General features: G+C 40.6%; 22 protein-coding genes. All 22 read right to left on the bottom strand.

The features are described from left to right. Nucleotides 1–47: 47 nt before the first annotated feature. A complete protein-coding gene (locus MKY71_RS05385) occupies nucleotides 48–845 on the bottom strand; it encodes a TIGR00282 family metallophosphoesterase (protein WP_340731812.1) in 798 nt (265 codons plus the stop codon). A gap of 106 nt (nucleotides 846–951) precedes the next feature. Then, on the bottom strand, nucleotides 952–1668 hold the full coding sequence (locus tag MKY71_RS05380; protein WP_340731811.1) for an NAD-dependent epimerase/dehydratase family protein: 717 nt from the start codon (nucleotides 1666–1668) through the stop codon (nucleotides 952–954). A gap of 59 nt (nucleotides 1669–1727) precedes the next feature. Next, a complete protein-coding gene (locus tag MKY71_RS05375; protein ID WP_340731810.1) occupies nucleotides 1728–2681 on the bottom strand; it encodes a glycosyltransferase family 2 protein in 954 nt (317 codons plus the stop codon). A 27-nt stretch (nucleotides 2682–2708) separates the two neighbouring features. Beyond that, nucleotides 2709–3620, bottom strand: coding sequence for an ATP-grasp fold amidoligase family protein (locus MKY71_RS05370; protein ID WP_340731809.1), 912 nt, complete (start codon nucleotides 3618–3620; stop codon nucleotides 2709–2711). A 375-nt stretch (nucleotides 3621–3995) separates the two neighbouring features. Beyond that, a complete protein-coding gene (rny, locus tag MKY71_RS05365) occupies nucleotides 3996–5549 on the bottom strand; it encodes a ribonuclease Y (RefSeq protein ID WP_079525364.1) in 1554 nt (517 codons plus the stop codon). A 344-nt stretch (nucleotides 5550–5893) separates the two neighbouring features. After that, complete coding sequence (locus tag MKY71_RS05360) at nucleotides 5894–6169, bottom strand: hypothetical protein (protein ID WP_340731808.1); 276 nt, start codon at nucleotides 6167–6169, stop codon at nucleotides 5894–5896. Between the two features lie 213 nt (nucleotides 6170–6382). Next, nucleotides 6383–6577 carry a hypothetical protein gene (locus tag MKY71_RS05355; protein ID WP_340731807.1) on the bottom strand — a complete coding sequence of 65 codons (195 nt, stop codon included), beginning with the start codon at nucleotides 6575–6577 and terminating at the stop codon, nucleotides 6383–6385. Nucleotides 6578–6641: 64 nt separating this feature from the next. Further along, nucleotides 6642–7712: a recombinase RecA gene (gene recA, locus MKY71_RS05350; RefSeq protein ID WP_079525360.1), complete on the bottom strand. Its 1071-nt coding sequence runs from the start codon at nucleotides 7710–7712 to the stop codon at nucleotides 6642–6644. 166 nt (nucleotides 7713–7878) lie between these two features. Then, the gene (locus MKY71_RS05345) at nucleotides 7879–9138 is read right to left on the bottom strand and encodes a competence/damage-inducible protein A (protein ID WP_339175630.1); all 1260 of its coding nucleotides are present in this window, start codon (nucleotides 9136–9138) and stop codon (nucleotides 7879–7881) included. Between the two features lie 138 nt (nucleotides 9139–9276). Next, entirely contained in the window at nucleotides 9277–9855 is a 579-nt protein-coding gene (gene pgsA / locus MKY71_RS05340; RefSeq protein ID WP_339175629.1) for a CDP-diacylglycerol--glycerol-3-phosphate 3-phosphatidyltransferase, read from the bottom strand. A 46-nt stretch (nucleotides 9856–9901) separates the two neighbouring features. Further along, nucleotides 9902–10804 (bottom strand): helix-turn-helix domain-containing protein, encoded by a 903-nt coding sequence (locus tag MKY71_RS05335; RefSeq protein ID WP_339175628.1) that lies wholly within the window; start codon nucleotides 10802–10804, stop codon nucleotides 9902–9904. A gap of 48 nt (nucleotides 10805–10852) precedes the next feature. Beyond that, nucleotides 10853–11641, bottom strand: a complete 789-nt coding sequence (locus MKY71_RS05330) for a DUF3388 domain-containing protein (protein WP_339175627.1) — start codon at nucleotides 11639–11641, stop codon at nucleotides 10853–10855. 511 nt (nucleotides 11642–12152) lie between these two features. Then, complete coding sequence (locus tag MKY71_RS05325; RefSeq protein WP_339175626.1) at nucleotides 12153–12410, bottom strand: DUF3243 domain-containing protein; 258 nt, start codon at nucleotides 12408–12410, stop codon at nucleotides 12153–12155. A gap of 47 nt (nucleotides 12411–12457) precedes the next feature. Next, a complete protein-coding gene (gene ymfI, locus MKY71_RS05320; protein ID WP_340731806.1) occupies nucleotides 12458–13186 on the bottom strand; it encodes an elongation factor P 5-aminopentanone reductase in 729 nt (242 codons plus the stop codon). Then, nucleotides 13183–14487, bottom strand: a complete 1305-nt coding sequence (gene yfmH / locus MKY71_RS05315) for an EF-P 5-aminopentanol modification-associated protein YfmH (protein ID WP_340731805.1) — start codon at nucleotides 14485–14487, stop codon at nucleotides 13183–13185. The genes ymfI and yfmH overlap by 4 nt, the downstream gene beginning before the upstream one ends. Before the next feature lie 3 nt (nucleotides 14488–14490). Beyond that, a complete protein-coding gene (gene yfmF, locus MKY71_RS05310; protein ID WP_340731804.1) occupies nucleotides 14491–15753 on the bottom strand; it encodes an EF-P 5-aminopentanol modification-associated protein YfmF in 1263 nt (420 codons plus the stop codon). 1149 nt (nucleotides 15754–16902) lie between these two features. After that, nucleotides 16903–17862, bottom strand: a complete 960-nt coding sequence (locus MKY71_RS05305; RefSeq protein ID WP_339175620.1) for an ABC transporter permease — start codon at nucleotides 17860–17862, stop codon at nucleotides 16903–16905. A gap of 1 nt (nucleotide 17863) precedes the next feature. Continuing rightward, nucleotides 17864–18913 carry an ABC transporter permease gene (locus MKY71_RS05300; RefSeq protein ID WP_340731803.1) on the bottom strand — a complete coding sequence of 350 codons (1050 nt, stop codon included), beginning with the start codon at nucleotides 18911–18913 and terminating at the stop codon, nucleotides 17864–17866. Further along, nucleotides 18913–20454: an ABC transporter ATP-binding protein gene (locus MKY71_RS05295; RefSeq protein ID WP_340731802.1), complete on the bottom strand. Its 1542-nt coding sequence runs from the start codon at nucleotides 20452–20454 to the stop codon at nucleotides 18913–18915. The genes MKY71_RS05300 and MKY71_RS05295 overlap by 1 nt, the downstream gene beginning before the upstream one ends. 251 nt (nucleotides 20455–20705) lie before the next feature. Further along, on the bottom strand, nucleotides 20706–21818 hold the full coding sequence (locus MKY71_RS05290) for a BMP family lipoprotein (RefSeq protein ID WP_339175615.1): 1113 nt from the start codon (nucleotides 21816–21818) through the stop codon (nucleotides 20706–20708). 61 nt (nucleotides 21819–21879) lie between these two features. Then, the gene (locus tag MKY71_RS05285; protein WP_339175614.1) at nucleotides 21880–22608 is read right to left on the bottom strand and encodes a GntR family transcriptional regulator; all 729 of its coding nucleotides are present in this window, start codon (nucleotides 22606–22608) and stop codon (nucleotides 21880–21882) included. 203 nt (nucleotides 22609–22811) lie between these two features. Further along, nucleotides 22812–25103 carry an FtsK/SpoIIIE family DNA translocase gene (locus MKY71_RS05280; protein WP_340731801.1) on the bottom strand — a complete coding sequence of 764 codons (2292 nt, stop codon included), beginning with the start codon at nucleotides 25101–25103 and terminating at the stop codon, nucleotides 22812–22814. Between the last annotated feature and the right edge of the window lie 48 nt (nucleotides 25104–25151).

Below are 25151 nucleotides of genomic sequence, written 5' to 3'. Positions count from 1 at the left end.
AATAACCTTTCTTTTTTCAGTAATAGGTGTTTAAAATTAATATTTACTTATGCTTGAAACGGATTATCTTCATTAATCAAAACACGTTCATGGCGAATTGCTTTACCTGTTTTATCATCAATTTCTACGAAGAATGCACTTAACACAGCGCGGCCTTTTTTCGGTACTTCATAGCGTGCCGGCATGTTTGTCAGGAATTTATAAATGACATTGTCTTTCCCCATACCTAAAATTTCATCGTATGGACCTGTCATACCGACGTCCGTAATGTATGCTGTGCCGCCTGGGTAAATACGGTTGTCCGCTGTTTGAACATGTGTATGTGTTCCGACAACGACTGATGCTTTCCCGTCCAAATGCCAGCTTAATGCGATTTTTTCGCTCGTTGCTTCAGCATGGAAATCGACAAATACGATTGGCGACGTTTTTTTCGCTTCTTCAACCATTTCGACCGCCATCGCAAACGGATCTTCATGCGGCGGTAAAAATACACGACCATGTAAATTAATAACCGAAATCGTCACACCGTTTTTCGATACTTGTGTCATACCACGACCCGGTGCATCTTTCGAGAAGTTTGCCGGACGCACTAAATAATCCGCATCATCGATAAAATCAAAAATGTCTTTGTTATCCCATGTATGGTTACCCATCGTAATGACATCGACACCCATTTGCAGTAAGTCATTATAAATCGCACGTGTAATTCCGCGCCCTGCTGCAGCGTTTTCACCGTTTGCAATAACAACATCCAAATTATATTTTTTCTTCAATCGAGGCAAATACTGCTCTACCGCATCGCGACCAATTGAACCTACGATATCACCAATAAATAATACTTTCATTTTTAAAAACCACTCTTTCTGTTCTTCAACATCTAATCATTTTATCACTTTTTGTACACCGGACGCAAAAAAACTGCTACAAACTGAATTGTAACAGAGTTGTACATTAACAATTTGAGTTTTCTTGCCAATTCCATTCATCTTCCATCATTTCATGTACATTTCGATCAGCATGCCATCCTTGTCCCGATCGCATGTTTTTAGAACTAATCTCAGACAGATCAAACATCCTGAATGCCGACTTTTCCCGTTCCAACGCTTCAAGTGCTACAACATGGGCATTCGCTACCTCTATAATATTGCCCCTGTTGCCTGTCCCATCAACCGCAGCTTCCGAATTTCCACTAGCCGAAGCGCTCTTACAATAGCGGAGAACAATCCCATTCAAATCATAGGCTTTCGCAAAAGCTTCAAGCATCTGCTCAATCATACATTTCTGCCCCTGTAGAAGTTCATTTTCTTCTGAATATGCCTTAACTGCTGAAGAGAGTATGATATTTTTCACTCTGCACGCCCTCATGACTTTCAATAATGCCAATGTGCCGCCGACATTATTTTCATAATAATATTCGGGATTCCCCATTGCCTCGTTGACTGAGTCCGATGCCGCAAAATGAATGACGGTCTGAATCGGAAACAATGTAAATATTTGCGTTAACCGTTGCTGATCCGTTAATTCGCCTTCGATAAAAATAGCTTGCTCATCGACTGCTCCGCGGTGTCCTGTGGATAAATTATCATACACAACGACCGGTCCATTTTTCAGTAATAAATTTACGACATGGCTTCCAACAAAGCCCGCTCCACCAACGACTAATATCACAAATATTCCCCCTTATCGAGCTTCGAATTTTACTTGTATAGTAGCAAGTTTATTAATTTTTAAGCCTTTACTTTATGAACTAACCGGAAAAATGTCGGATAGACCCTCATTTTCACTAATGGTTTCATCATGCGCAGATACCATGGGAGCTGCGAAAAGTTTTTGCTTTCCCGGATAATTTGACGCTCCAGCGATTTCACTTGTCGTGTGTTTGACGTTGTTAACAACACATGATGATAACGATGAATATACAAGCGTAAATTTAACCCTTCGATTACATTGCGGTACTGTCTTTTATCGAAAAACTGTTTCAATTGAGCATACGTTTGCGCATGAGAATGGGCAATCGACGGAGTAGAGTTTTTCATCAGCATATCCTCATATTGCACAAAGTTATACTGCGGTTCATTGACAATCGCAATCTTTTTCGCAAACGATAAGTACTGTGCGATAAAACCGACATCCTCAAAAAACGGATGATTATCGAAATATAAACGCTCTCCCATAATGATGGAACGTAAAAAAAGTTTATTCCAAGGGACGATATACGCTTCATTGTGCTTTGTCAGATAATAATTTACTGGATTCGGTTTTGTTAATAAAGCTTCATTGACCTTCACCTGTTTTTTGCGTTCTGTTTCCGGCCAGTATTTCGAATAGCCGCACAGTACGAGGTCCGCATGCTTTTGTTCAGCTCGCTGTACAAGCTTTTCATACATCGTACTCTCCACAAAATCATGCCCATCCACAAAGGCAACATATTTCCCTGTCGCTTCCTGCATTCCATAATTCCGCGCTTCACTCAGCGTCAGGCTTTGCGCATTAAATATACTAAAACGCTCATCTTCACTGACGAATTCTTCACAAACAAGAGCCGTTCCTTTAGAAGAACCATTATTCATAATCAGCACTTCGATTTCTTTCAAGGTTTGCTGCTGCAGGCTTTTCAGACATTCTCTAATCGAATATTCAACATTATGTGTTGCCACAATTATAGACACAATCGGTATCATGGGAATCCTCCTAAACAGTAAAAGTGATTAATATTTGGAACGGGCTACAGTAACCGGATGCCTCGACTTCTCAATATCCAAATCTAGCCATTGCCCCAGCTTCAAACTGTCATCTTCTTGAATTTGATTATTTAAACAAGCGTCCGGAGTGAAGGTAAAGTTGTTAAAGTAAACTTTCTCATCTACTACCTTTAAATCGATGCGTACATACGTAAACGGTTTGCTCAGCTTTTTCGCAATGGCAAGCAGTTCTTCCAGCTGCGCAGGTCTAGCTTTCCCTTCATCGAAAGGATGCTTTTTCTTTATATAATTCGTATTAAACCAATCCGGTGTTAACATGAGTGTTTGCTCTTTCGATGTATTGCGGTCGAAAGTGGATTCGATAATCTTCGGCACCCCATGGAAACAATGAATGTTGTAGTCTTGTACAGCATTGCCAGATGTTGATTCGATAAAACGTTCAATAATAATTCTCGGAAGAATGGACGCATAGTGAGGTTCCGCATATGCATGCGAATAGTCCGTTGCCATCATTTCCGCTAGTTGCTGCCTTGTTTCCCGGTAATCCATTTCTCGTTTATTTTCGCAAACAATTGTCATGCCATCGCCGTGTGAACATTTCAACACAAATTTTCTCGGCAGTTGTTCGAAAATAATATCCTCTACCTCGTCAAAAATTCCAATTAGCGGCGGCAGTAAATAGTTGTAGCCGACTGTGATCATATATTCGCGCGCCCTCACCTTATCAGTAAATCTTCTTTTAAATTCAACATCTTCAAATAGTTTGAGCCACATAAGTTTTTCATTGAAGGTTTTCGGTTTTTCCAAGTTTAAACGGGTTTTGAATCGGTTCCAGTATAATAATTTACTAGCGGCAATTGGGGATAACTTTACGACTTGTGTAAATGCATAGCGTTTTGCCTGTGCAGGAATTTGCATAAACGAATCACAGCTCCTTCTATTATTTTTTCACATTACTAATTGATGATGATTAAGTTAATTAGTGAGGTTTTAGTGTGAATAATAGAGTGGGAATATTAATGTAGTTGTATTGAATAGATTATTTTCTTGGTTAGTCAATTGTCTAATTACAAAATTACTCTATAATTATCTTTTTATTAGTATAGTCTTGAAATCTCTAATATATACCTCTGATTGAAGCTTTTCTTCTATAAAAATGTAAAATAGCAATTAAAAGACCTTTCACTTCAAAGCAGACAGAATGAGTAAATTAATGTTTATATAATAAAAAAACCCCATTTCATAGATTAGCCTCTACGAAATGGGGTATTTTGAAAAGATAAAATACTGTTATTACTTCGCATACTCCACTGAACGTGTTTCACGAATAACTGTCACTTTGATGTGACCCGGGTAATCGAGTTCTTCTTCAATACGTTTGCGGATATCTCGCGCTAAACGATGTGATGCCAGATCATCGATTTTTTCAGGTTGTACGATGATACGTACTTCACGACCTGCTTGAATCGCGAATGATTTTTCAACGCCGTCATAGCTTTCAGAGATTTCTTCCAGCTTTTCAAGGCGGCGAATATAGTTTTCTAATGTTTCACTGCGGGCACCTGGACGAGCTGCTGATAATGCATCGGCTGCTGCTACAAGTACAGCGATAACTGAAGTTGCTTCTGTGTCACCATGGTGGGATGCAATTGAGTTAATAACAACTGGGTGTTCTTTATACTTCGTTGCCAGTTCCACACCGATTTCAACGTGGCTTCCTTCAACTTCATGGTCAATTGCTTTACCGATATCATGCAGTAAACCTGCACGACGCGCTAATGTCACATCTTCGCCTAGTTCAGCAGCAAGCAATCCTGCTAAATGGGCTACTTCGATTGAGTGTTTCAATACGTTTTGACCATAGCTTGTACGGTATTTCATACGACCAAGAATTTTCATTAAATCCGGGTGCAGGTTATGGATACCTACTTCGAATGTTGTTTGCTCACCTGTTTCGCGGATTTGCTCATCCACTTCACGGCGAGATTTTTCAACCATTTCTTCGATACGTGCCGGGTGAATACGACCATCTTGAACTAGTTTTTCTAATGCAAGACGAGCTGTTTCACGGCGGATCGGATCAAAGCCGGATAAAATAACCGCTTCAGGTGTATCATCAATAATTAAATCGATACCTGTAAGTGTTTCTAATGTACGGATGTTACGGCCTTCACGACCAATGATACGGCCTTTCATCTCATCATTCGGCAGATTTACAACGGACACTGTTGTTTCTGCAACATGGTCAGCTGCAAAGCGTTGTAATGCAAGTGATAAAATTTCTCGAGCCTTTTTGTCTGATTCTTCTTTTGCACGCAATTCCGATTCTTTCGTCATTACAGCAATATCTGTAGAAAGTTCGTTTTCAACTTCCTTCAAGATAACCTCTTTCGCTTCTTCGCGCGTCAGAGCTGCAATGCGCTCAAGCTCAGTTTTTTGACTTGCAACAAGTTGTTCTACTTTGCTTTCCATCTGTTCAATATGCTGTTGTCTGCTAGCTAGAGCTTCTTCTTTACGCTCTAAGCTTATCTCTCTTTTGTTCAGAGTATCATCTTTGCGGTCAAGGTTTTCTTCTCTTTGCAATAAACGGTTCTCTTGTTTCTGAAGCTCTCCACGACGATCACGAATGTCGTTTTCCGCTTCAGTTCGAAATTTGTGAGTTTCATCCTTTGCTTCAAGCAGTGCTTCCTTTTTAAGTGCATCTGCTTCACGTTTCGCGTCTTCCACGATTTGCTCGGCAACATGCTTTGCACCAGTCACTTTTGATTCATTCACGTTTTTCATGTAGAAATAGATAACAGCGACACCGACAGCGAATCCTAGCAAAGCAGGGAGTATCATTTCCATAATATCGTTTCCCTCCTATGCCTATATATGTCTGATGTTCTCTTAGTCGGCTAAATATATCTGAATTATTCAAACATACCGCCTATTCATTTCAAAATTTAGAAATTATACATTTTAATTGTATAGTTCAAAATAAGGTATGTCAAGAATAGCCATGGTTTAAGGGGTTTTTTATATTTTTTGGTTGCGATGTTTTAGCGGTGGTGATAGGGTTTAGTATAACCTAAAATTTTCTAAATAAGGTTGGGTGTTATTGATGAGAGCGCTTGTGCCGTGTGGCTTTAGTGTAACCTTATTTTTCCAATATATACATGGGTGAGGGTGCTGTAGGGCTGTGGGGAGTTCTAATAAATCTTGTAAAGTTCTAATATATTTTTATTTGTTCTAATAAACTTTCGAACTTCTAATATATCTCGCACTTCTTCTAATAAGTGCTCCCGATTGGCTACTATCCCTTCCTGTTCTTCTAATATCGAGGTGAGATTTTCTAATATCCTAAAATTTCTTCTAATAAAAGTTCCCGCTGTACTTCTTCGCCGCTTTTTCTCATGCAAATGCCAATCAAAATCTGCCAAGTCAGTCCAATCTTCTAATAAAAGCTCCAAACCTTCTAATATCACCCTGAGTTCTTCTAATAACCCTCATATTTGTTCTAATAAAATTGCCGGCTAATATAAACCCCTCAAAGTTCTAATAAATCCTAAAATGTTCTAATATATTTTGATTTCTTCTAATAAAAGTTTCAACTTCTAATATATCTCACACTTCTTCTAATAAGTGCTTCCGATTATCTAATATCACTTCCCAATCTTCTAATATCAGACCGAGATTTTCTAATAAAGCAAAAGTTCTTCTAATAAAAGTTCCCGTGACCACTTTTCCACTGCTATTCTCAAGCTAACCCCATCAAAACCCGCCAATTGAGCCCAATCTTCTAATAAAACCCTCAATCTTTCTAATATCACCCAGAGATCTTCTAATAACCTCCATATTTCTTCTAATAAAATCACACACCCCCAGGTTGGCACACTCCCACCCCCACCCACACAAAAAAACCCAAGCAAATTTCTCCGCTTGGGTATATCACAGTCATTATTCTTTTTCGTCTTCGAATAATTCTAATTCGTCCAGTTCTTCTTCGTCTGTTGTATCGTTGGCGCCGATTGTGTAGCCTAGTTCGCCGATACCGAAGTGTTGACGGATTTTTTCTGTTACTTCTTCTTTCATTGCAGGGTTTTCTTTGAAGAATTGTTTTACATTTTCACGACCTTGGCCGATTCGTTCGCTGTTGTAAGAATACCAAGAACCGCTCTTTTGGATGATGTCCAGTTCTGCACCGATGTCGACGATTTCGCCTTCTTTTGAAATCCCTTCACCGTACATAATATCCACTTCCGCTGTACGGAATGGTGGTGCTACTTTGTTTTTCACGACTTTGATTTTCGTTTTGTTACCGATAATTTCTGTACCTTGCTTAATCGCTTCACCGCGACGTACTTCTAAACGGATAGAAGAGTAGAATTTAAGGGCACGTCCACCTGTTGTTGTTTCCGGGTTACCGAACATAACACCGATTTTTTCACGAACTTGGTTGATGAAAATAGCAAGCGTATTCGATTTGTTGATAACACCTGATAATTTACGTAATGCCTGAGACATTAATCGCGCTTGAAGACCCATGTGCGAGTCACCCATTTCGCCTTCGATCTCTGCTTTTGGTACTAATGCTGCTACTGAGTCGATTACGATAATATCGATCGCACCAGAACGTACTAATGCTTCCGCGATTTCAAGTGCTTGTTCACCTGTATCCGGCTGTGATAATAATAATTCGTCAATGTTAACGCCTAATTTTTGTGCATATACCGGGTCAAGTGCGTGCTCAGCATCGATAAATGCTGCTGTACCGCCGTTAGCCTGTACTTCTGCGATGGCATGTAATGTAACTGTTGTTTTACCAGATGATTCCGGTCCGTAAACTTCTACAATACGTCCGCGCGGGTATCCGCCTATACCTAATGCTGCATCAATTGCGATAGAGCCTGATGAAGTTGTATCGATTTTGTTGTTCGAGTTCTCACCTAACTTCATGACAGAACCTTTACCGAATTGTTTTTCTATTTGTTTTAACGCCATGTCTAATGCTGCTTTACGATCGCTCAAACTATTTCCTCCTTAAGAAAAAGCTTTATTTAACTTATGTCTCTATTATACTTGCTATTGAGATAACATTCAAGAAAAAAGCGAACATATTTTCGCTTTTTATTTGAATGTTTCTAAATGCCTTTAAATCAAGGACCAAACTGTCACTTTCAAAAGAAACCGACAACTAAATCAGCTTTTTGTACCCTTTATTCGCCAGTTCCCTCATTAAATAGCTGAACGTAAACTTCACTGCGCGGATCCGGTTTGTATTTCTTGAGCCGGATAATTGCAGTCGGTACGTCAACGGTTCAGTGTCACCGATCTTAATTCCAACCCAGATCGATCCTGCAGGCTGTCCGTCATGATCGCCCGGTCCGGCAGCTCCTGTCAGGCCGACACCGATATCTGTACCGAACTTTTCACGGACTTGTGTCGCCATTGCCGCAGCACATTCACTGCTGACAATCCCGTATTCGTCAAGCAGTTCACCCGAAACTCCGAGATGTTTGATTTTCGCTTCTTTCGTATACGTTACGACACCGCCGATTAATGCGGACCCGACACCCGGAACTTCTGCCAGCTCCGACTGGAACAGACCGGCCGTTAAACTTTCGGCAGCGGAAACCGTCAATTCATTTTCCAGAAGCATTTGCACAAGCTTGAATCCTAACGACTCATCATTTACACCGTAATAGTATTCTCCGACAATATCGAGAATTTCGCGTTTCTTCAATTCAATCAAACGGAATGCCTGTGGTTCGTTTTGCGCTTTTGCCGTAATGCGCAATGTTACTTCGCCGTCTGATGCAAGCGGAGCAACGGTTGGATTCGTCTGTTCATCCAAAATATTCTGTATGCGTGTTTCCAGATCTGCTTCACCGATACCGTAAAAGCGCAGGACATGCGATAAAATAACCCCGCCGTCATGCAGCAGTGCCGCCAGTTTTGGCTTCGTTTCATACTGGAACATCGGCTCAAGTTCTTTTGGCGGACCCGGCAGTAAAATATAAATACGGTCATTTTCCTTTAAAAACATACCCGGTGCCATCCCGTGCTGGTTCAGTAATACATCACAGCCATCCAGTACTAGTGCCTGTTTCCGGTTATTTTCCGTCATCGGTCGTCTTTGCTTCGAGAAGAACTCTTCAATAGCAAACAGTGCTGTTTCATCAAACACTAATGTGCGATTCAAATGTTTCGCAATTGCTTCCTTCGTTAAATCATCCTTTGTCGGCCCTAATCCACCCGAAAAGATAATGACATCCGCGCGCTGTTCCGCAATTTTAATCGCTTCTAAAAGCCGCGCCTCGTTATCCCCCACAACTGTATGATAATAAACATTAATGCCAAGTTCCGAAAGCTGGCTTGAAATAAACTTCGCATTCGTATTGGCAATCTGTCCTAATAATAATTCTGATCCTACCGCTATTATTTCTGCATTCATTCCTAAAACCCCCTAATAATGAAAAAACTAGATTAGAAAAACATTCCTCGCATCAGCGAGTCCTGTTCTATCTTTTACGGATACTTATTACCTTTACCTATCCATAAAGAAATTCTAACCTAGTTTTAGAAATTTTATTTATTTTGAATCCAATAATGCACGACGGTTTAAATAGAAATAATCCCATCCAGACCATACTGTAAAGAATAATGCTACATAAAGCATAATCATATCAAAAGGTATTCCAATTAATGTAAAAATCGTATTGTGTAAAATTAATGCAGAAATCGCCACGATTTGGGCCCAAGTTTTAATTTTACCAAGCTGGTTTGCCGCTACGACTTCCCCTTGTCCTGCTAAAATCAATCGAAGTCCCGTTACCGCGAACTCACGCGAAATAATGATAATGACAATCCATGCAGGTGCCAGGTCGATTTCCACCAGTAAAATAAAGGCAGCGGAAACGAGCAGCTTGTCTGCAAGCGGGTCCAAAAACTTCCCTAAGTTCGTCACTAAATTATATTTGCGGGCATAGTAGCCATCTACCCAGTCCGTTGCCGAAGCGAAAATAAAAATCAGTGCCCCTACAAAATAGTTCACTTGCATTTCCGCGCCGAACAGCGTCATATTTCCCCAACCGAAATCAAACATCATTACAATCACAAATAGTGGGATTAATAAAATACGCGAGACTGTAATCTTATTTGGAATGTTCATTTGTTAACACCTTTCGTCTAAAGAAAAGAGCCATCTTTTAAGATGACTACTCTCCTTGTCCTTCATTCACTAATTTTAAAATGATATTTTGCGTCATACGATCTTGAGCGTATGTCAATTCTACATCATTTACATATACTTTCGCCACTTTTGAATTCCCTAAACGAATTCTTGCATAGCCGTCAGCAGTCGAATCATTTTCTACGATATCTCCAGCTTTATAAACCGTAGCGTTCACTTGCTCCTGCTGCTGTTCGTTTCGGATACCTACCCATGTTTCACCAGATACTTCAACACGAACATTTAAGCTGTCTGTTCCCGATACTTCAAATGTTGTATTTTCGCCTTGCACAACACCTTCACCAATTGTTTGGGCTACTTCAGGCTCATCTGTAACAGGTTCTTCAGGCTCAACGTTTTCTTCAACATCTTCTTCTGCGTCTTCTTCGTTGTCTTCAACAGGTTTTGTTGGAGTTGAATTGGGATTTTGTTCGTATTCGATCGGTTTACTGTCTTCTTCTACTACATCCGGCACATTGCCTGTTTTTTGGATGTATAAAGTTGTAATTACAATAATAATGACAATCGCAAACAATGCGACGATCAATTTCGGCATCGCTTCCATCATCTTATTGCTCGAAGTCGCTTTCATATTGCGGCGACTCGGACTTTGTGTGAATGATTGGGCAACTTCTTCTTTTTGCATTTCCGGAATATCCTTGCGATACTCTGTCAACACTTCATCCGCATCTAATCCTACTGCTTCGGCATACTGCTTGATGAAGGCACGTACATAGAAAGAACCAGGCATAATCGTATAGTTGCCTTCTTCGATTCCTATTAGATAACGTTTTTGGATTTTAGTGATATTTTGCAAATCATCTAAACTATAACCTCTAGCTAATCTCGCTTCCTTCAAGCGAGCTCCTAGTTCCGTCAAAAAAAACACCTACTTTTAATATATTCAAATTAAGTTGGCACAAAGCCCTCTTATTTACTAAAAATCAAATCCGCCAAAATGGTCTGTACTCGATAACATATTATTCTTTTCGATAATTTCATATGTTATTTCTTCATCCGGCTCATGGCGCAATTCGATAATATAGTCAAAATCTTCTATTTTATATGATGAATGCTGTACGAACAGATCTGGATGCTCAATGACTTTAATCGTCGGCATACCCATGATTTCCCGAACTAACTGCTGGTGGCGTTCATCCGTCGAGCGGCGTGTCACGGCACCATCCAATATAAAAATATTATTCCCATTAAACTCATCGCCCATTAAGGTACTCCGGACGGTTTGTTTAATCATAGTAGAAGAGATGAAAATCCATTTTTTATTCGCGCACACACTTGCGGCAACGATTGATTCTGTTTTTCCGACACGCGGCATTCCACGGATCCCAATTAATTTATGCCCTTCCTTTTTAAATAATTCGGCCATAAAATCAACTAAAATTCCTAATTCGTCACGTACGAACCGGAATGTATTTTTTTCATCCGCATCTTTCGGAATATAATGCCCATGCCGAACAGCCAATCGGTCACGCAGTTTTGGCTCACGAAATCTTGTTACATTAATATTTTCCATTGTTGAGACGATTGAAATAAAACGCTGGATAGATTCTTCATTCTCTGTAGATAACAACATACCTCGATGCTCCTCATCCACACCGTTAATCGAGACAATATTAACGCGAAGCATACCTAACAACGATGCAATATCTCCTAATAAACCTGGTCGATTCACTTGAATTTCATATTCAAAATACCATTCGCCCATTTCGTATCTGTCCCCTCATAATAGAAACGTATTTATTTCTTACAAGTTCCATCATAGCGGATTTTCTAACCATTGAAAAGTTAGAAAGGCACGTTTTTGTTAGTTTTCTTGAAATAATTTTTGAAAAAACACGTTCTAGAAGTGTCAATGTTGGACAATCATGCATTTACAGTTGGAGATTGGTACTAATAGAAAATCATGCAAGGAAAATTTGTTTAAAAGAAGGGGGATTTATTAGTCATTCTCATTAAGTTAATCGCCAATATGTATGGAATAATCGCCACTTTTTATATGGGGGAAATTTATTCGCCACTTATATAGAGATATTCGTCAGTTTTGACCTTTTAATCGTCAACGTTAGTAGCTTATTCGCCACTTTACACTGGTTAATCGCCAATCATGAGTAGTTAATCGTCAATTCCATATTTATTCGTCAATTCAGAGAACTTTCGCATACATAGAAAAAATGCCGCTCACCATACAGTGAGTGGCATTTTTCCCGTAGAACGAATTAGTTTGTTGCTTTATTTTGAACGAGCTTCATAATGCAGCTTGCAATCGCTTGCTTTTCGTCCTTTTCGGCAACGGACCATAAATCCGATAATACGCGCTCTTGCTCGTTTTGTGGGTCAACGTTTTTCGCAAGATACTCGCCGATCTGAACTGCCGCCTTCTCAATAATTTTGTTAGGCATGCCGTTTTCTTTTGCATCAGATACTTGTTTACCTAAGAAGCTTGTCCACTGTTCCCAGTTTTGTAAAATTCCCATGTGCTTTCCCTCCTCTCGCACAAATAGTATGTGCGGTTATCGGGAAATTATATGTACCAGCCGCCATTAACTCGAATTATTTGTCCTGTTACATAATCAGCGCGTCCGCTCAAATAAAAAGCCGCCATATTCGCAATATCGAGCGCTTCCCCGAATGATTGCAATGGGATTTGGCTTTCGATCATTTCGCGTTCCTCGGCATCAAATTTTGCATTCATCTTCGTATTAATGATGCCCGGTGCAATCGCATTAACGCGAATGCCGCTAAATGCCGCTTCCTGAGAGTATGCTTTCACGAAACTGTGCTGGGCGCCTTTTACAGCTGAGTAGGCTACTTCGCCCGCTGCACCGACTTCACCCCAGATCGAACCGATGACAAGCACATAGCTGACTTTGTTGGCTCGCAATTTGCCTGCGAGCAGTGCTGTCGTCCGCATCGGATTTTGTACATGGACATGCCAAAGCTTGGTCATTTCCTCTGCAGGTGTGTTTTCAAGTAAATCATAGAATGCATGGCCGTTCGCAAAAACGATCGCCTGCAATGAATAAATTTGTGCGGCAATTTGATCTGCCCCTGTGTTACTGCTAAAATCCGCTTTTACCGGGATAAACTCCTGTTCCGGAAAATTCTCGGTAAACGCCTGAAGCATACTGTCAATGACAGTATGCCCAGAGTGATAATGCAGATAGAGTGACCAGCCATCCTGTGCTAATTGCTGGCAAATCGCTTGCCCAATCGCACCGGAAGCACCGCAAACTAATGCAAACTTCTTCATTTTTGATCGCGCCCGCTTACTGGCATGATTGTAAACACCGTTTGTTGCTCTTCACCTTGAATTGTTTTAAATGCTTTTTCGATATCTTCCACTGTAATTGTTTCTAGTACCGGTACAACGTCGAATAAATTCATATCATTGAATTTGTAACGTGTAAACTGGTTGGCGATAAATTCGATTGAATTCAGTGCACGCAGGAAGAAACCGATTTTTTTACGTTTAATCCGTTCTACATCTTCAGAAGTGAATAAGTTTCCTTGCTCTGTTTCTGCCAATTTGTCTTTAATCAGTTTGGCAAGCTGCTCCGGCTGTTCGGAATCCGAGCCGATCAGCGCAAACCCATAGCCATTTTCCAATGAGAAATCATAGCCGTATGATTCGTCGATTAGGCCATTTTCATATACATCTGTATAGAACGATGAAGCGCGGCCGAATAAACATTCAACACCGATTTGTACAGCAAGCTCATGCTTCAGCATTTCTTCACCGCTTAAATCAACTTCCTTCGCTTTTAAACCGACATACACTTTTGGCTTTTGCACATCCATATGAAGCACGCGCTCTTTTTCCGCTACATTTGTTGGTTCTTCATCAAATAAGCGTTTTAAGTCTGTCGGCTCCTGGAATGTCTTTTTGTTTTGGTTATCTTCAATAAATGCCATCATTTCAACAGGGTCTACTGCTCCGATTACGAATAATAGCATGTTTGACGGGTGGTAGAACGTGTTGTAGCACGTATATAAGTGCTCGGCTGTAATTCCGTCGATTGACTCAATTGTGCCGGCAATATCAATTTTCACCGGGTGGTTATGGTACATATTTTCGATTGCACCAAAATATAAACGCCAGTCCGGCTGATCATCGTACATTGTAATTTCCTGTCCGATAATGCCTTTTTCTTTATTGACCGTTTCTTCCGTGAAGTACGGCTCCTGTACGAAATTCAGTAATGTTTCCGTACTTTTATAAATATGGTCCGTTGCAGAGAACAGGTACGCTGTGCGGGTAAATGATGTGAATGCATTCGCCTGCGCCCCTACTTCACTGAACTTTTGGAATACATCCCCTTCTTCTTTTTCGAACATTTTATGCTCTAAAAAGTGGGCAATCCCGTCCGGAACTGTAACCGGCTCTGTTTCGCCGATCGGTACGAATGTACGGTCGATCGATCCATATTTCGTTGTGAAAGTCACGAATGTTTTCGAAAAGCCTTTTTTCGGCAAAATATATACGTCTAATCCATTGCTTAGCTGTTTGTAATATAATGTTTCATCTAGTTGCTGGAATTCAATTGTTTCCATGGATTACTCCCCCTTACCGCATAAGAAATACGTTGCTTCTAATTTAATATCCTGTGCCACTTTTTGCACATCTTCTTTTGACACAGATTGCCAGCGTGCAGTCCACGTATCCATAGTAAACGGTTCGTCTAATACTTTATATTGATCGAAAATTTCAATTTGGCCACGAGGTGAATCCAATGCTTCTTTTAACTGGTTAATGAGCATCGCCTTCGTTTGCGCCAATTCCAAATCGGTAATTTCACCATTTTGCATTACTTTTAACTGTTCGGCAATTAATTTGCGTGCCTTTTCTTCATTTGCCGGCTCGATACCAGACACGACGAACAGTAATCCGTATTGTGAAGAGTAAGAGCTTGATGCATAATAAGCTAAACTTTCTTTTTCACGGACATTCATAAATAATTTTGAATGGGCATAGCCGCCAAAAATACCGTTGAAAATTTGCATGATCGGGAAATCTTTATCGCCAAATCGAACAGGTGTCGAGTAGCCGATATGCAGTTTCCCTTGTTTCATTTCCTGCGTTTCTTTTGTATATGGCTCAATGTTTGCAGGCGTTTTGTCTTCTTGTGTTTTTGGCAGCGCATTGCGGTCAGTAAATTGGAATGCTGCTTTCAACTTTTGCGTCATTTCTTCAACGTTAATATCACCGACAACATAAATATCAATGACATCATTTGCTAGCATATCTTCATATGTTTTTGTCAATGATTGTGGTGTAATTGCTTTTACGGCTTCGATATTTCCGTTTGCAGAAAATGATGCTGCGCTGTTTGGACGGATGATTTCTGTTAAACGTTTTTGTGCGTAGCGTGACTTGTCATCGAAAATGGATTGGATTCGCTGGATGACCATTTCTTTTTCACGGTTGACGATTGATTCTTTAAATACACCGTTTTCGTAGTTCGGTTTGAAGATTGCTTCCTGAATCAGGTCGATTACTTCATTTAATACATTGCCATGAGATAAATATTGGTCGTTAACTGTTTCGACATTCATTAATACGGTATGTTCCTGACCGCGCTTTGCTGTGTCAAAATACAATACTGTGCCGAACAGGTCATCTAAATAGCTGCGGTAACTTGCTGATGTTGGAAATTTTTCGTTGCTGTGCTGCAGGACATTCGATAATACTGTACGCTGTGCCGCTGTTTCTTCATTTAATGGTGCTCTCCATTTGATCGAAAAGTTAACCGTTTTGAATTGGGCGGTTTGTCGTATATGAAGCGAAACACCTTTCGCAATTTCTGTTGTTAAAAACAAAAAAACTCCTCCTGACTACCTCGTGAATATAAATATAAATGCTTCTTCTCTACTATACATGTGATGCCTTGATTTATGCAAAGTTATTATCCGTACTAAGTGTTCCCTAATTCGTGACATTTATGAATGGAAAGTTTGAAGGTGTTAAAAAATAAAATTCCATCATTTTATTTTAGACAAATAAAGCTTCTTCGGCACCTTACAGGGTGTTGATTTCCATTACGGGTCGGACGCTTTCCGCGGGCACGGCTCGAGCCTGTAGTCTCTCGCTCGTGCTGTTCCCGCTGGAGTCGCCTCCCCTCCATTCCAATCAACTCGTTTTAATATCTAAATTGATTTTCTATATTTATTTTGAAAAGTAGTTAGTTTTTATATAAAACGAATTGCAGTTGTGTGGAGTGGAGAGGCCGACTCCTCGGGGATTAAGCGTACGCGGAAAATCCACTTGATGGATGCCGCCGTAGAGGCATCCATCAAGTTAGTTGGAGCCACGCCCCCAGGAATAAAGGAATGAATGCTAAGAGCGTCACATCGTGTGACAACGCATTCATGACCAACATCGTGTTGGCCTCCCGGAACGCAGCACAACTAAGGTTTAGTATGGAGTTTGGACTTCTTATTAAATTTGAAATAAAGTATGCTGAATTTATTCCCTTTAACTTCAAATTACATGCATTAACGTAACTTGGCTAATAAGTTCCGAGTTATCTACATTTCCGGCGATCTGTTCTACTTTTATCTGAAGAATTTTCACTTTAACTATAAAACTTTCTACATCTCCCTCAATATGTTCCACTTTCTCCAGCTAATTAGCTAATTAAATCTGCACTTTCTACTTTTCGAGCTAACTATTCTACATTTCCTAAGAAAGTTTCCACTTTAGCAGTAGAACTTTCTACTTTCCCATCAATACATTCTACTTTCGCCAGGTACTTGGCTAAGTTTCCACTTTAACTATAAAACTTTCTACTTTTCGAGCGAACTATTCTGCATTCCCTTAAATAGTTTCCACATAAGCAGAAGAACTTTCTACTTCTCACTCCATATGTTCTACTTTCCTCCGCAACTCATCACATAAATTCCTCCGACTCTTTAAATCCAAACAAAAAACCGCCTGTACAAACTCACTCTGTACAGACGGTCCTATAATTAGCGTTTTCCTTTGATATAAGGAACGCCTGATGCTTTTGGTGCTACTGCTTTTCCTACGAAGCCTGCTAATGCCAGGATTGTCAGGACGTATGGTAGTACTTGCAGGATTACCGGTGGGATATCTTGAATATATGGGATGTTCCCGCCACCGATACTTAATGTTTGCGCTAAACCGAAGAATAGAGCGGCACCTAATGTTCCGATTGGATGCCATTTACCGAAGATCATTGCGGCAATGGCGATGAATCCTTGTCCGGCTACTGTAGAGCCAGAGAAATCACCAGATGATGTCATAGCCAATGAAGCACCACCGACACCTGCCAATGCACCGGAAATCATTACACCGATATAACGCATTTTCGCTACGTTAATCCCCATTGTATCTGCTGCCATTGGATGTTCTCCGACAGAGCGAATACGTAGACCGAATGGCATTTTATAAAGAACAAACCATGCGCCTACCGCAACAACCAATGCGATGATCGTTGTGGAGTATACATTTTGGAACAGGAGCGGTCCTAAAAACGGTATATCTGATAAAAATGGTATTTCAAAACGTTGTAATGGTGCAGAAACCATATCTGTTTGACCTTTACCGTAAATTAATTTAACCAGGAATACTGTAATCGCTGCAGCAAGCATGTTTGCTGCTACACCTGTAACAGTTTGGTCTGCACGGAATGTTACGGCTGCAACGGCAATAATTAACGAGAAAATTGCCCCAGCTAATAGCGCTGCCAATAAAGCCAGCCAAATGACGTTTTTCCCAAAGTCAGCATAGTATTCAAGGTTGATATAAATACCTGTAAATGCACCGACAATCATTAACCCTTCAACACCAAGACCGATTACCCCTGCACGCTCCGAGAATAGAGCCCCGATACCTGTTAAAATAAGCGGTGTTGCGTATAAAAGGGCAGAAGGGACGATAAAGTATAACACTTCTAAAAAGCTCATGTTACTTGCCCTCCTTTTTCTTTCCGAATTTCTGTAAACCAACACGTAAAATATAGCCTGAAGCTACGAATAGAATAATTACTGCAATAATGATTGATACGATTTCTTCCGGAATACCTGCTTCGTTCGGCATGTTTAATGATCCGTATTTCAGGGAACCAAATAACGAAGCCCCGAAGAATACACCGATCGGATTGTTTGCACCAAGTAATGCTACGGCGATCCCGTCGAACCCGATACCTGAAGCTGCTGCTTTAATCGAAGCATTTTGGTAAGTTCCCAATGCTTCCATCGCACCACCAAGACCGGCGAATACACCGGAAATAGTCATAGCTAAAATGATGTTGCGGTTTACGTTCATACCTGCATATTCAGCGGCGTTTTTGTTGAACCCTACTGCTTTCAACTCATAACCACGAGTTGTCTTTTCCAAAATGAACCACATAACAACTACCATGATCAGTGCCACGATAATCCCTAGGTGAAGACTTGAATTGTCTGTAATTTCACGTAACCATTGATTACGCAATGTCGCTGATGCTAATACTGTCGGCGTTTTGAATCCGCCGTCTGATAATGATTTAATCGCAGCATTTGTTAAATATAATGCTGTGTAGTTTAACATGATCGAAGCAATTACTTCGTGTACTTGTAATTTTGCTTTCAGGAAACCTACGATAAATGCCCAGAATGCACCAGCCGCCGCAGCCGCAAGTAATGCTAATGGTAAGTGGATAATACGTGGTAACCCTTCAATTGCATACCCGACATATGCCGCTGCAAGCCAACCCATTAATAGCTGACCTTCAACACCGATGTTAAACAATCCAGTACGGAAGGCAAATGCTACTGCCAAACCGGCTAAAATATACGGTGTAATTTGACGGATCGTATTACCGATAGAATAAGAATCTCCGAAAATACCATTCCATAGTGCTGTATACCCATCGATTGCATCATAGCCGCTGACAACCATGATGATTCCGCCAACGAGTAATCCTAAAACTACCGAGATGAGTGGAACGAGCAGATTCATAACTCGATTTGACATTATTCGTTCCCCTCCTTAACTGCCTTTGCTTTACGTTTTTCACCGGCCATTAATAAGCCCAGCTCTTGTTCAGATGTTTCTTTCGGATATACCGTATCAACGATTGTCCCATCATAAATAACGGCAATGCGGTCAGAAACATTCATAACTTCATCTAATTCAAACGAAATCAATAATACGGCTTTTCCTTTATCACGTTGCTCGATTAAACGAGAGTGGATAAATTCAATTGCCCCTACGTCCAATCCACGAGTAGGAAGTGCTGCAATCAGCAGTTCCGGATCACGGTCGACTTCACGTCCGATAATGGCCTTTTGCTGGTTACCGCCTGAAAGCGCACGTGCCGGCGTCATTTCGCCGTGACCTGTACGAACATCGTACTCTTCAATGATTTGACGTGCTTTTTCATTAATTTTCTTATAGTCCATAATGATGCCTTTTGAAATTGGCGATTTATAGTAAGTTTGTAGTGCGATATTGTGCCCAATCGGGAAATCCAGGACAAGCCCGTGTTTGTGACGGTCCTGAGGAATATGTCCTACACCCGTTTCCGTAATTTCACGCGGTTTTAATCCTGTGATATCTTTGCCGCCTAAAGTAATTTTACCGCTTTTAATTTTGCGCAGCCCTGTAATTGCTTCGATTAATTCTGATTGACCATTGCCGTCAATCCCTGCAATACCAACAATCTCACCGCAACGGATCGATAAATTCAATCCTTTTACTTTTTCAACATCGCGGTAATCCGTTACAACTAGGTTTTCGATTTTGAAGATTTCTTCAGTAGGGTTTGCTTCCCCTTTTTCTGTAGTAAATTCTACTTGTCGGCCTACCATTAATTCCGCAAGCTGATCCGGGTTTGTTTCAGCTGTTACAACTGTTCCGATCCCTTCACCTTTACGGATAATTGTTACACGGTCAGATACTTCCATAATTTCTTTCAGTTTGTGCGTAATGATGATAATCGACTTGCCTTCTTTGATGAGAAGTTTTAAAATCGCCATCAATTCCGTAATTTCCTGTGGTGTTAATGATGCAGTCGGCTCGTCAAAAATTAGGATTTCCGCACCACGGTATAACGTTTTTAAGATTTCTACACGTTGTTGCATTCCGACAGAAATATCTTCAATTTTCGCATATGGATCCACATCCAAGTTGTATTTCTTCGATAATGCAGCAATATCTTTAGCGGCATCTTTAATATTGATAGCGCCCAGTTTCGTAGGTTCGCTACCTAAAATGATATTTTCCGTAACCGTAAAGTTTTCCACAAGCATAAAGTGCTGGTGTACCATTCCGATTCCTAAATCATTTGCTTTGTTTGGATCTGTAATTTTTACCGATTCTCCGCGTACTTTAATTTCTCCGGCTTCTGGCTGATATAGACCGAAAAGTACATTCATTAAAGTCGATTTACCTGCACCGTTTTCTCCTAGTAGTGCATGAATTTCGCCTTTTTTTAACTGGAGGGTGATATTGTTGTTTGCTACGAAATTACCGAACTCTTTGCGGATCCCGAGCATTTCAATCACGTATTCCACTAGACTCACTCCCTTAGGCTATTTATCTTAAAAATTATTTTTATAAAATTAACACATGAAAGATTTTTGGTAAAATCTTTCATCTATTAATTTTTCAGACGAAATCTACACTAAATAAATTCCTTTTCTTACATTTCTATGAAAATAGAACGCTTACATTTCCAATTTACAGAATATTTAAAACAGGCGTTTAAACTAGAAAATCATCATAGGGAATAATTCCCCTATGATGATTACTCCATTAAGAATTATTATTTATCTTTAGGTTTTTCTTCTGAAACTTTAATTTCGCCAGAAGCAATCTTCTCTTTATATTCTTCTACTTTATCCATTACTTCTTGAGGAATAGCACCACGAGAATCTGCTAAGCCAACACCATCTTCAGCTAAACCGTAAACAGTAGTTGTACCACCTGGGAATTCACCGTTTTTCGCTTTAGTAGCGATATCCACTACTGCATTGTTAACACCTTTTAACATAGAAGTTAATGTGATGTTTGTAGAGTCGTCAACTTGACCTTCTGCATATTGGTCAGCGTCAACACCGATTACCCATACGTTAGCGTCTTTATCTTTTGCTTTACGCTCTTTAGCTTCTGAGAATACACCGTTACCAGTACCACCAGCAGCGTGGAAAATAATATCTACGCCAGAAGAGTACATTGAGTTTGCAGCGATTTTACCTTTAGAAGCATCATCGAATACTCCAGTGTAGTTTACTTGGATTTCGATATCCGGGTTAACAGCTTTTGCACCCTCTACGAAACCAGCGTGGAAGCGGTTAATTACTGGGATATCTGTACCACCTACGAAACCGATTTTGCCTGATTCAGACATTGAAGCTGCAACAACACCGGCTAAGAAAGCACCTTCTTGCTCTTTGAACAGGATGCTTGCTACGTTGTCAGCTGCTACTTCAGCATCGATTAATGCTAACATTGCATCTGGATTGTCATTAGCGATTTCTTCAATTGCATCACCCATCATGAAACCAACACCGAATACTAAATCGAAGTCACGACGTAATAAGTTGTTTAAGTTTGTGTTGTAGTCAGCGTCTGATTGAGATTGTAAGTAGTCGAAACCACCGTCGCCTTTAGATAAGCCGTTGTCAGCACCGAATTGTTGAACACCTTCCCAAGCTGATTGGTTGAATGATTTGTCGTCTACACCACCAACGTCAGTAACCATTGCGATAGAGAAATCGCCAGAACCAGCGTCAGAGCTTGTTTCAGAACCAGAATTAGAATCATTGTTTGAAGTGTCTTTTGAATCAGTTGACTCTTCGTCAGTTCCACATGCCGCCAAAATTGCACCAGTTGCTACTACAGAAGAAATTAATAAACCAAATTTACGCTTTTTCATTAATGAGTCCCCCTCAAAGGTAATTGATATTAGCAGGAATTAAATAATAGTAATTATTGTTCTACACCCGTTTACGTACTACATGGAAGCTGAATTTGTCAGCTCTGAAATAATTTTTTGAATAAAGAACAACACGATCATTTTCATCATAGTGAAGTTGCTTTAATACAAGCAATGCTGTTTCCGGCCCACATTTCAATATCGGTGATACTTCATCGTGGAAGCCTACTGGATCGATATATGTCACGGCATATGCGACACGAATTGATCCGGTTTGCTCTAAAGCCGAGAAAATCGAAACGTTTTGATTACTTATAAATTCATTTGGCAGTAAATTTGCCGGTACCTTGTCCACACAGTAGACGACCGGTTCATTGTCTGCCGTTCTAACACGTTCAATCGTGATAACATTGTCATCAATGTCAGCTTGGAAACGTTCCACATCATCTTCCGTGGCTTTTTCTTCCTTCGCACTGATGAAGATTGTGCCTGGATTCATACCAGCGTTTTCAATCATAGACGATATACTCGATAAATGTTCAATGCCTGATGTAAAGACGGGCTTTGGATTAACGAATGTACCGACACCATGACGACGGACAATAATGTTTTCTTCTTCCAAAAGTCGCAGTGCTTCACGAAGCGTTGCACGACTTACACCTAATGTTTTTGAAAGTTCGAATTCTGAGGGTAATTTTTCGTTCTCACGATAGGTCCCTTTATCTATATCTGACTTCAAACGATCAATAACTTGTAAGTATAAATGACGATGATCTGCTTTAATTGTCAATTAGTATCACCACCATAACATAGAGATCAGACATCTGATGTACAACATTCCTACTAATTCGTGAATAATATAACACTTTAAACGAAAAAAGAAAACATATTTCTTTAAATGTGTCACGTTAATGTGAAAAATTAGCGAATTTATTTCAAAACTTATAGAAAAGAATATATTCCGAAAAGTGCGACAATGTCAAGGTTTACTGGCTAAAATCGATTTCCGAGAACTTGTCGCGGTTTACTTCCTTCGGGTGGTCCGACAACCCCGCGCTGCTCCATCTGATCGACAATTCGGGCTGCACGTGAATACCCGATTCTGAATCGGCGCTGCAGTAAAGATACGGAAGCTGTTTGCATTTCCAGTACGAGTTGTACGGCTTCGTCATATAAGTCGTCCGTTTCGTCCATTACATCGACGATCGGTTCATCGGTCGGAATCATCGCCTCCTCATATTGAGCTTTTTGCTGCTCAATGACACTGTTAATAATTCTTTCCACTTCATGATCACTTACAAATGCACCTTGCACACGGACTGGTTTGGATGCCCCTGCCGGTAAATACAGCATATCTCCGCGGCCAAGTAATCGCTCGGCACCGCCCATATCCAAAATCGTGCGGGAATCTACAGCCGATGATACGGCAAATGCAATACGGGAAGGAATATTCGCTTTAATGATGCCGGTAATAACATCGACTGACGGTCTTTGTGTTGCGATAATGAGGTGTATCCCTGCTGCTCGCGCCATTTGGGCAAGTCGCGTAATCGCATCTTCCACTTCACTTGATGCAACCATCATTAAGTCCGCCAACTCATCGACAATCACAACAATGTACGGAAGCTTCGGCTGTTTTTCCATTGCTTCTTCATTGTTTATATCGATATATTCGTTATATCCTTCAATATTCCTTGTTCCGGAATGTGAAAACAGATCATAGCGTCGTTCCATTTCCGATACAACTTTCTGCAATGCCTGTGCCGCTTTACGCGGATCTGTTACAACTGGCGCCAATAAATGCGGAATACCGTTATACACACTTAGCTCAACCATTTTCGGATCGATCATCATCATTTTTACTTCACTTGGTTTTGCGCGCATCAATAGTGACACAATAATGCCATTGATACATACACTTTTCCCGCTGCCTGTTGAACCGGCAACTAATAAGTGAGGCATTTTGTTTAACTCTGCCGCTATTGCCTGGCCTGTTACATCGCGTCCCAAACTAACTAGCAGTTTGGCTCCGACTTTCACCTGCTCGTTTGCTTCAAGTACTTCGCGTAATGTTACGACGGCCACTTCACTGTTCGGTACTTCGATGCCGACTGCCGATTTGCCCGGAATCGGTGCTTCAATACGAATATCTTTTGCGGCAAGTGCAAGTGCCAAGTCATCTTGAAGGCTGACAATTTTACTTACTTTTACACCTGTATCCGGCATGACTTCATACTTTGTCACTGCAGGACCTAAATGAACTTGTGTCACTTTCGCTTTTACACCGAAGCTTAAAAATGTTTGTTCCAGTTTCTTTGCATTTGTTTGAATAACCGAATATTCGCCGCTCTGATCATGTTCTGGTGGTGGATTCAGCTGCTGCATTGACGGCAAAATGTAAGTTTGGTCCGTTTCAGATGTTACGGCCATGATCGGCTCACTTATTTTTTCCTCAACTTCAATTTCGATACCTTTTTGCTGTTCTTGTTTCACTTGCTCTACAAAATTTGAAATGATCGGCTCATGATGTGTCGGCGTTGCTGTTGTAATAATCAGGTCTTCCAAATCAGCCGCTTCCTCTTCGATGATTGGTTCGATTTTAGAACGACGCAACTTCTCTTGAGGTTCAGGTTTTGGCTTACTTCTTGTGCTGCGTTTCGTTCTTTTGAACTTTCCCCTAATAACCGGTGCTTTCTCCACTAAAATTGGCACGAGTGCTTTTCCGGTAATTAAAATGATTCCGATTGCCAATAATACAAATGCGGCAATTTTTGCTCCGGATGCGTCGAATAATACATGGAACAGGCTAAATAATATTCCGCCGATCATCCCACCGCCGAGCGCATTGCTGCGGTTGGCAATTCCATCTGTACTGATCAGTATTCTCCATGTTTCCTTCAGTACTGAATTTGACAACAATGTGTTCGTTGCAGCCATTTGTTCAAATAGCAAGCTATGACTGAATATCGTCAAGCTGGCCCCGACAAACAGCACACCATATACGACACGTGTATTAAATGGGACACCCCGGCGCTTGACCATTAGCATCCCTGCCACTAAAAAGCAGATTAACGGGATGATAAAATGCAGATTGCCGAAGAAAAACATGGCGATCGAATGAAGCATTCTGCCGACAAGTCCGAACTCCAGAAATTCAATAATGGCCAATGCGATGAGCAGCAATCCGATGATTTCATATGCTAGCGGATGGAGCTCCTCTTTTGTCTTTGGCTTCAGCGTCGGTTTTGCTTTTGCTTTTGTTTTAGTACTTTTCTTTTTTTCCAATCTTTGTTCACCTACTTAAAAATTGTTCCTTATTGTTAGACGCCAAAG

This window comes from Solibacillus sp. FSL W7-1324, from assembly GCF_038008025.1.
Lineage (GTDB): Bacteria > Bacillota > Bacilli > Bacillales_A > Planococcaceae > Solibacillus.
The sequence above is the reverse complement of the archived record's forward strand: the minus strand, read 5'-3'. Positions and strand labels throughout refer to the sequence as shown.

Excerpts from the sequence above, each read along its gene's own strand:
- MKY71_RS05385 (WP_340731812.1), bottom strand. The coding sequence starts at position 845 with ATGAAAGTATTATTTATTGGTGATATCGTAGGTTCAATTGGTCGCGAT.
- MKY71_RS05375 (WP_340731810.1), bottom strand. The coding sequence starts at position 2,681 with ATGATACCGATTGTGTCTATAATTGTGGCAACACATAATGTTGAATAT.
- MKY71_RS05370 (WP_340731809.1), bottom strand. The coding sequence starts at position 3,620 with ATGCAAATTCCTGCACAGGCAAAACGCTATGCATTTACACAAGTCGTA.
- rny (WP_079525364.1), bottom strand. The coding sequence starts at position 5,549 with ATGGAAATGATACTCCCTGCTTTGCTAGGATTCGCTGTCGGTGTCGCT.
- MKY71_RS05345 (WP_339175630.1), bottom strand. The coding sequence starts at position 9,138 with ATGAATGCAGAAATAATAGCGGTAGGATCAGAATTATTATTAGGACAG.
- pgsA (WP_339175629.1), bottom strand. The coding sequence starts at position 9,855 with ATGAACATTCCAAATAAGATTACAGTCTCGCGTATTTTATTAATCCCA.
- MKY71_RS05330 (WP_339175627.1), bottom strand. The coding sequence starts at position 11,641 with ATGGGCGAATGGTATTTTGAATATGAAATTCAAGTGAATCGACCAGGT.
- MKY71_RS05325 (WP_339175626.1), bottom strand. The coding sequence starts at position 12,410 with ATGGGAATTTTACAAAACTGGGAACAGTGGACAAGCTTCTTAGGTAAA.
- ymfI (WP_340731806.1), bottom strand. The coding sequence starts at position 13,186 with ATGAAGAAGTTTGCATTAGTTTGCGGTGCTTCCGGTGCGATTGGGCAA.
- yfmH (WP_340731805.1), bottom strand. The coding sequence starts at position 14,487 with ATGGAAACAATTGAATTCCAGCAACTAGATGAAACATTATATTACAAA.
- MKY71_RS05305 (WP_339175620.1), bottom strand. The coding sequence starts at position 17,862 with ATGAGCTTTTTAGAAGTGTTATACTTTATCGTCCCTTCTGCCCTTTTA.
- MKY71_RS05300 (WP_340731803.1), bottom strand. The coding sequence starts at position 18,913 with ATGTCAAATCGAGTTATGAATCTGCTCGTTCCACTCATCTCGGTAGTT.
- MKY71_RS05290 (WP_339175615.1), bottom strand. The coding sequence starts at position 21,818 with ATGAAAAAGCGTAAATTTGGTTTATTAATTTCTTCTGTAGTAGCAACT.